At 64.7% G+C, this 6774-nt stretch carries 6 protein-coding genes and 1 pseudogene; 6 read left to right on the forward strand and 1 reads right to left on the reverse strand.

Going from position 1 to position 6774, the window contains the following annotated elements; translation table 11 throughout:
* Positions 1-228: pseudogene (locus AC1DJT_RS32735) on the reverse strand (hypothetical protein); the annotation flags it as partial.
* 379 nt (positions 229-607) lie between these two features.
* Here AC1DJT_RS32735 and AC1DJT_RS32740 point away from each other — a divergent pair.
* From AC1DJT_RS32740 to AC1DJT_RS32765, 6 genes are all read left to right on the forward strand, one after another.
* A complete protein-coding gene (locus AC1DJT_RS32740; RefSeq protein WP_476835709.1) occupies positions 608-1894 on the forward strand; it encodes an ABC transporter substrate-binding protein in 1287 nt (428 codons plus the stop codon).
* A gap of 100 nt (positions 1895-1994) precedes the next feature.
* Positions 1995-2843, forward strand: coding sequence for a carbohydrate ABC transporter permease (locus AC1DJT_RS32745; protein ID WP_476835710.1), 849 nt, complete (start codon positions 1995-1997; stop codon positions 2841-2843).
* Positions 2836-3714 (forward strand): carbohydrate ABC transporter permease, encoded by an 879-nt coding sequence (locus AC1DJT_RS32750; protein ID WP_476835711.1) that lies wholly within the window; start codon positions 2836-2838, stop codon positions 3712-3714. Before AC1DJT_RS32745 ends, AC1DJT_RS32750 begins: the two co-directional genes overlap by 8 nt.
* 11 nt (positions 3715-3725) lie before the next feature.
* Positions 3726-4766, forward strand: a complete 1041-nt coding sequence (locus AC1DJT_RS32755) for a Gfo/Idh/MocA family protein (RefSeq protein ID WP_476835712.1) — start codon at positions 3726-3728, stop codon at positions 4764-4766.
* Complete coding sequence (locus AC1DJT_RS32760) at positions 4766-5842, forward strand: Gfo/Idh/MocA family protein (protein WP_476835713.1); 1077 nt, start codon at positions 4766-4768, stop codon at positions 5840-5842. The genes AC1DJT_RS32755 and AC1DJT_RS32760 overlap by 1 nt, the downstream gene beginning before the upstream one ends.
* Before the next feature lie 79 nt (positions 5843-5921).
* Positions 5922-6774, forward strand: an 853-nt coding sequence (locus AC1DJT_RS32765; protein ID WP_476835714.1) for an ABC transporter ATP-binding protein, incomplete at its 3' end; no start/stop codon positions are given.

Below are 6774 nucleotides of genomic sequence, written 5' to 3' on the forward strand. Positions count from 1 at the left end.
TTGCTGGGTCAGCGCCTTCTCCTGCAGGGGGGTCCCGGGGGCCAGGTGCATGTTGACGATGGCCTCGTAGAGCTCGTCGTAGATCACCGTCGCCGTGGTGACGCGTCGCTGCGGCGGACGAAGGCCGGACTTCGCCGACCGCCCCCGCGGGACGGGCCCCTCCGCCGTTTCATGCTCCCCCTGGCGTTCCATCGCTCTCGCCTGTTCGGCCTGTGCAGCACCGCTCAAGGCGGTTTTGACATACTAGTATCTTAGTGTATCAGTTTATCAAGGCTCAAAGGAAGGCGCTTGGTTGGAACGCCACAAAACCAGCTCGCTACCGCTCGAAGCGCATGCCCGTCCGCGCTCATCCGTCTGTTGGGCATGACGGGGCAGGGTTCGCTACACTTGCGGGCTGGGATCGAGGCCGCGCTCGTGCAAGCATGGGCGGATACAGCTCGCCGCCTGACACCAGCTCCGACGACTGCAGACGCTTTGATGCCTGAAGTATCTTTGACGCCCGAAGTAGGTTTGACGTCCGAAGACTTCCGCGCGCACCGGCGCGCCAAGAACAACAAGTTCAAACAAAAACAAAATCTGGAAACGCACCAATCGAGGGAGAAAGTCGATGAGCGCCTATTCTGTTAACCGTCGAGGGTTGCTTGGCGCCGGCGCCGGTATCGCTGCTGCTTCGCTGCTGGGCCTCAAGCCCGCAGCTGCGCAGCAAAAGGACATCAGGGTATTCTGGTGGGGCTCGCAGGAGCGTGCCGACCGTACCAACCGGGCCGTCGATGCTTACAAGAAGGCGAATGCCGGCATCGAAGCCAAGACCGAGTTCGCCGGCTGGAGCGATTACTGGCCGCGCCTCGCCACACGGGTCGCCGGGCGCAATGCGCCGGATCTGCTCCAGATGGACTACCGGTACATGTTCGAATACGCCCGCCGCGGCGCGATCGTGCCGCTGGACCAGTACATCGGCAACGCGCTCAAGATCGAGGATTTCGGCAAGGCCAATCTCGAATCCTGCAGTGTCGACGGCAAGCTCTTCGGCATCAATCTCGGCGTGAACTCGTCCTGCGCCGTGTTCGATCCGGCGGCATGGGAGGCGGCTGGCGCCGCTCCGCTGGCGTTCGGCAACAGCTGGGACGAGTTCGTCAGCAAATGCGCGGCCTTCGCAAAGGGCAACAAGCGCAAGAAATTCTACGCCACCATGGATGCCAGCGGCCATGAGCCGGGCTTCGAGCTCTGGCTCGTGCAGAACGGCAGGGCGCTCTATGGCGAGGATGGAAAGCTCGCCTTCGACGAAAAGGACGCGGGCAACTGGTTCAAGCTCTGGGCCGAACTGCGCAAATCGGGCGGCTGCGTACCGCCGGATGTCCAGGCCCTCGACAAGTCGACGCTCGACACCTCGACGCTCACGCTCGGCTATGCCGCGACCGCGTTCCCGCATTCCAACCAGTTCGTCGGCCTCCAGCAGCTCAACAAGGCCAAGCTCGACATCACCGCCTTCCCGGTCACGGCGGGCGGCAAGCCGGGGCAGTATCTGAAGCCGTCGCAGATGTGGTCGATCGCCTCGGATTCGAAGAACCCCGAGATCGCGGTCAAACTGGCGAACTTCACCGTGGCGGAGGCGGGCGGCGCAAAGATCCTGGGCGTCGAGCGCGGCGTGCCGGCATCCTCCGGCATGCGCGAACTCCTCGGACCGGACTTGGACGAGGTCAGCAAGAAGGTCGTCGATTATATCGGCAAGCYCGGCCCCTACACGGCCAAGCTGCCGCCATCTCCACCCAAGGGTGCCGGCGAAGTCGCCTTCGTCCTGGAGCGGGTCAGCCAGGAAGTCGCCTTCGGTGTCTCACCGGAAGAGGGCGGCAAGAAGTTCGTCACCGAGGCCGCGTCGATCCTCAAACGCGGGTGACGCGATGGTGTCCTTTACCGCAGGTGACGCGGTAGAAAGGCGCCCGGCGAAGCCCGGGCGTCTCAGCCGCTTCTTTTTCGCCGGCAACGGCGCKGGCTACATGTTCCTCGCGCCCTGGCTGATCGGCTTCCTCGGTCTGACCCTCGGCCCGGCGCTGGCCTCGCTCTACTTGTCCTTCACCGACTACGACCTGCTGCAGTCGCCCAAATTCGTCGGCATGGACAACTATGTCCGCATGGCCACGGGGGACGCGAAATTCGCGGCGGCGATGAAGGTGACCTTCATCTATGTCATCCTCTCCGTGCCGCTGAAGCTGATCTTCGCTCTGGCGCTGGCCATGGCGTTCAACCGCGGCATCAAGGGCCTGCCGTTCTACCGCGCGGTGTTCTATCTGCCGTCGCTGCTTGGCGGTTCGGTCGCGATCGCTGTGCTCTGGCGCCAGCTCTTCGCTGCCGACGGCCTGGTGAACTCGGTGCTCTCGGTCTTCGGCATCGACGGTCCGAGCTGGATCTCCAACCCGAACTACTCGCTCTACACGCTGGTCGTGCTCTCGGTCTGGCAGTTCGGCTCGCCGATGATCATCTTCCTCGCCGGCCTGCGCCAGATTCCGCAGGACATGTACGAGGCGGCGAATATGGACGGCGCCTCGAAGGCGCGGCAGTTCTTCAGGATCACCTTKCCGCTGCTGACGCCGGTGATCTTCTTCAACTTCGTCATCCAGACGATCGACGCGTTCAAGGCCTTCACGCCGTCCTTCATCATCTCCGCCGGCACGGGCGGGCCGATCAACTCGACGCTGTTCTACACGCTCTACCTCTATCAGGAGGCCTTCGGCTTCTTTCGCATGGGCTATGCCTCGGCGCTCGCCTGGGTGCTGGTGCTGATCATTGCCGTCTTCACGACCTTCTCGTTCCTGTCGGCGCGCTACTGGGTGCACTATGATGAATGACGCCGCGCATGCCGCCCCGCCCGGCGATACGCCGGAGCGGTCCATCCTGCACTCCGTGCTGATCCACTCGCTGCTGATCGGCGTCTCGTTCCTGATGCTCTATCCGCTGCTCTGGATGGTATCGGGCTCGGTGCGCCCGGCCGACGACATGTTCGGCGGGCAGACCTCGCTGATCCCGTCGCAGGTGACGCTGCAGGCCTACAAGACCGGCTGGTTCGGCCTGCAGGTCAGTTTCGGCACGTTTTTCCTGAACTCGCTGGCCATTTCGGTGCTGGCGACGATCGGCAACGTCATGGCCGCCTCGGTCACGGCCTTTGCCTTCTCGCGGCTCGAGTTCTTCGGCAAGAGCTTCTGGTTCGCGTTGATGCTGGGCACGCTGATGCTGCCCTATCACGTGACCCTGATCCCGCAATATGTCCTCTTCCTGAAGATGGACTGGGTGAACACCTGGCTGCCTCTGGTCGTTCCGAAATATTTCGCGGTCGACGCCTTCTTCATCTTTCTGATGGTCCAGTTCTTCCGTGGCCTGCCGCGTGAACTCGACGAGGCGGCGATGATGGATGGCTGCAGCGCYTGGCGSATCTACTGGAAGATCRTGCTGCCRCTSTCGCTGCCGGTTCTGGCGACCGCCGCGATCTTCTCCTTCATCTGGACCTGGGAGGATTTCTTCGGGCCGCTGATCTATCTCGGCGACATCCACAGCTACACCGTGCAGATCGGCCTGCGCTCGCTGATCGACTCGAGCGGCACCTCGGACYGGGGAGCGCTGTTTGCGATGTCGGTGCTGTCGCTGATCCCGATCTTCCTGATCTTCCTGTTCTTCCAGCGGCTGCTGATCGAAGGCATCGCCACGACCGGCATGAAGCGCTGAGGATGCCCGTGATGAGAGTGCTGAACTTCGCCGTGATCGGCATCAACCACGACCACATCCATGGTCAGATCGGCGCGCTCCGGCGCACCGGTGCCACCTGCGCCGGCTTCTACGCGGCCGAGGACGATCTCGCGGCCGCGTTCATGGCCAGGTACCCGGAGATCCCGCGTGTCACTGAGGCGGCCCGGCTCCATGAGGACCGGGCGATCGACCTGGTCGTGAGCGCTGCCGTTCCCGCCGACCGCGCCGCGATCGCGATCACCGCGATGCGCCACGGCAAGGACGTGATGCTGGACAAGCCGGGGGTGACCAGTCTGGCCCAGCTGCATGAGGTCAAGGCGGTGCAGGCCGAGACCAGGCGGATCGTCTCGATCATGTATTCCGAGCATTTCGAGGTGGCGGCGACGGTGAGGGCCGGCGAGCTGGTGGCGRCAGGCGCGATCGGCGAGGTCGTCAACCTGATCGGCATGGGCCCGCACCGGCTCCGCAAGCCCGAGCGCCCGGGCTGGTTCTTCGAGCGCGAGCGCTATGGCGGCATCCTGACCGACATCGCCTCGCATCAATGCGAGCAGTTCCTGTTCTTCGCCGCAGCCGACGACGCCGAGATCCTCTCCGCCTCGGTCGGCAACCGCGCCAATGCCGACCGGCCTGGCCTGCAGGATGTCGGCGACATGCACCTGCGCACGCAAAATGGCGTCACCGGCTATATCCGCGTCGACTGGTTCACGCCCGACGGGCTGCCGACCTGGGGCGATGGCAGGCTGACCATCATCGGCACGCAGGGCACGATCGAGCTGCGCAAGTATGTCGACATCGCCGGCCGTCCGGGCAAGGACCATCTTTTCCTCGTCGACCGCAGCGGCATGCAGCATATCGACTGCTCGGCTGTGGAGCTGCCCTATGGCCGCCAGCTCGTAGCCGACGTCTTGGACCGGACCGAGACGGCGATGCCGCAGGCGCGCTGCTTCAAGGCGATGGAGATCGCCCTCAAGGCTCAGCACCTTGCCGAGACCGGCAGGCTGCCGAGCGCATCGTCCCAAGAGGCTGCCTGATGAGTGAAGTGAAATCCGTCGCGGTGGTCGGCTGCAATATCGGCCGCTCGCATATCCTCGAAGGCTATGCGCCACGGCCCGAGCGCTGGCGCCTTGCCGCGGTCTGCGACCTCAATCAGGAGCGGCTCGACAAGGTCGCCGACGAGTTCTCAGTCGAAAGCCGTACGCAGCATTTCGACGAGCTGCTCGGCCGCGACGATATCGACGTCATCGATATCGCGACCCCGCCGGCGACCCATCTCGAGCTCGTTACGAGGGCGCTCGCCGCCGGCAAGCATGTCGTCTGCGAAAAGCCGCTGGTCGGTTCGCTCTTCGACGCCGACCGCCTGCTCACGGCGGAGGCGCAGAGCGGGCGCATCCTGATGCCGGTCTTCCAGTACCGCTATGGCGACGGGGTGCAGAAGGCCAAGCGCATCATCGATTCCGGCATCGCCGGCACACCCTATCTCGGCACGGTCGAGACCCATTGGAAGCGCACGGCCGCCTATTACGACGTGCCATGGCGCGGCAAATGGGAGACCGAGCTCGGCGGCGTGCTGATGACCCATGCCATCCATATCCACGACATGCTGACCTATTTGATGGGGCCGGTGGCGAAGCTGTTCGCCCGCGCCGTGACGCGGGTCAACGCCATCGAGGTCGAGGATTGCGTCGCCGCCTCGCTGGAGATGCAGAGCGGCGCCCTGGTCGCGGCCAGCGCGACGCTGGGCGCGCAAAACGAGATCAGCCGCTTCCGGCTCTGCTTCGAGAACGTGACCTTCGAGAGCGGCGGCGGCTGCTATTCGCCCGGCGACGATCCCTGGACGGTCCTGCCGGCGAATGACGCCGTGGCGGCCCGGATCGAGGCGTTGCTGGCCGACTACCAGCCGGTCGGACGGCGCTTCCTCGGCCAGATGGATGCGTTCCACGAGGCCTTGAACGGGCGGGCGCCGGTTCCGGTGACGATCGCCGATGCGCGCCGGGCGCTGGAACTGGCGACGGCCTTCTACCAGTCGGCGCAGACCGGCGMGGATGTCTCACTGCCGATCGGGCCGGATCACCCGAAATACACGAGCTGGCGCCCGAACGGGCACTGAACCGGGACAAGAACACCAGGACCGATCGCTGTCACACGGCCGGAACGGCGGGGCTGATCGGCAAGATGGGGAGGACGAGATGGCGACGAGCATCAAGCTCAACAAGGTGGTGAAGCGCTACGGCGCAGTCGAGGTCATCCACGGCATCGACCTTGCGATCGATCCGGGCGAGTTCGTCGTCTTCGTCGGCCCCTCGGGCTGCGGCAAGTCGACCTTGCTGCGGATGATCGCCGGGCTGGAGAAGATCACCGGCGGCGACCTCCTGATCGACGGCGAGCGCATGAACGATGTCCCGGCCTCGCAGCGCGGCATCGCCATGGTGTTCCAGTCCTACGCGCTCTACCCGCACATGACCGTCTACAAGAACCTGKCCTTTGGCCTGGAGACGGCCGGCTACAGGAAGGCCGAGATCGACGAACGCGTGCAGCGTGTCGCCAGGATCCTGAAGATCGAGAGCTATCTGCAGCGCCGCCCCCGCGCCCTGTCCGGCGGCCAGCGCCAGCGCGTCGCCATCGGCCGGGCGATCGTGCGCGAGCCCAAGATCTTCCTGTTCGACGAGCCGCTCTCCAATCTCGACGCCGAGCTGCGCGTGCAGATGCGTGTCGAGATTGCCAAGCTGCACCAGGACCTCGGCAACACGATGATCTACGTCACCCATGACCAGGTCKAGGCCATGACCATGGCCGACAAGATCGTGGTGCTGCGCGACGGCATCGTGATGCAGGCCGGCGCGCCGCTCGAACTCTATAACCGGCCGGCCAACCAGTTCGTTGCCGGTTTCATCGGCTCGCCGAAGATGAACTTCCTGGCGGCGCGCGCCAGCGCTGCGGCCAACATGATCGAGGTCGCCGGCCGCAATGTCTCCCTCGATGCGGCTCTGGCCGTGCGCCAGGACGAGCCGCTGACCTTCGGCGTCCGCCCCGAGCATATCG

This window comes from Allobosea sp. 05T422_2 (genome assembly GCF_056396265.1).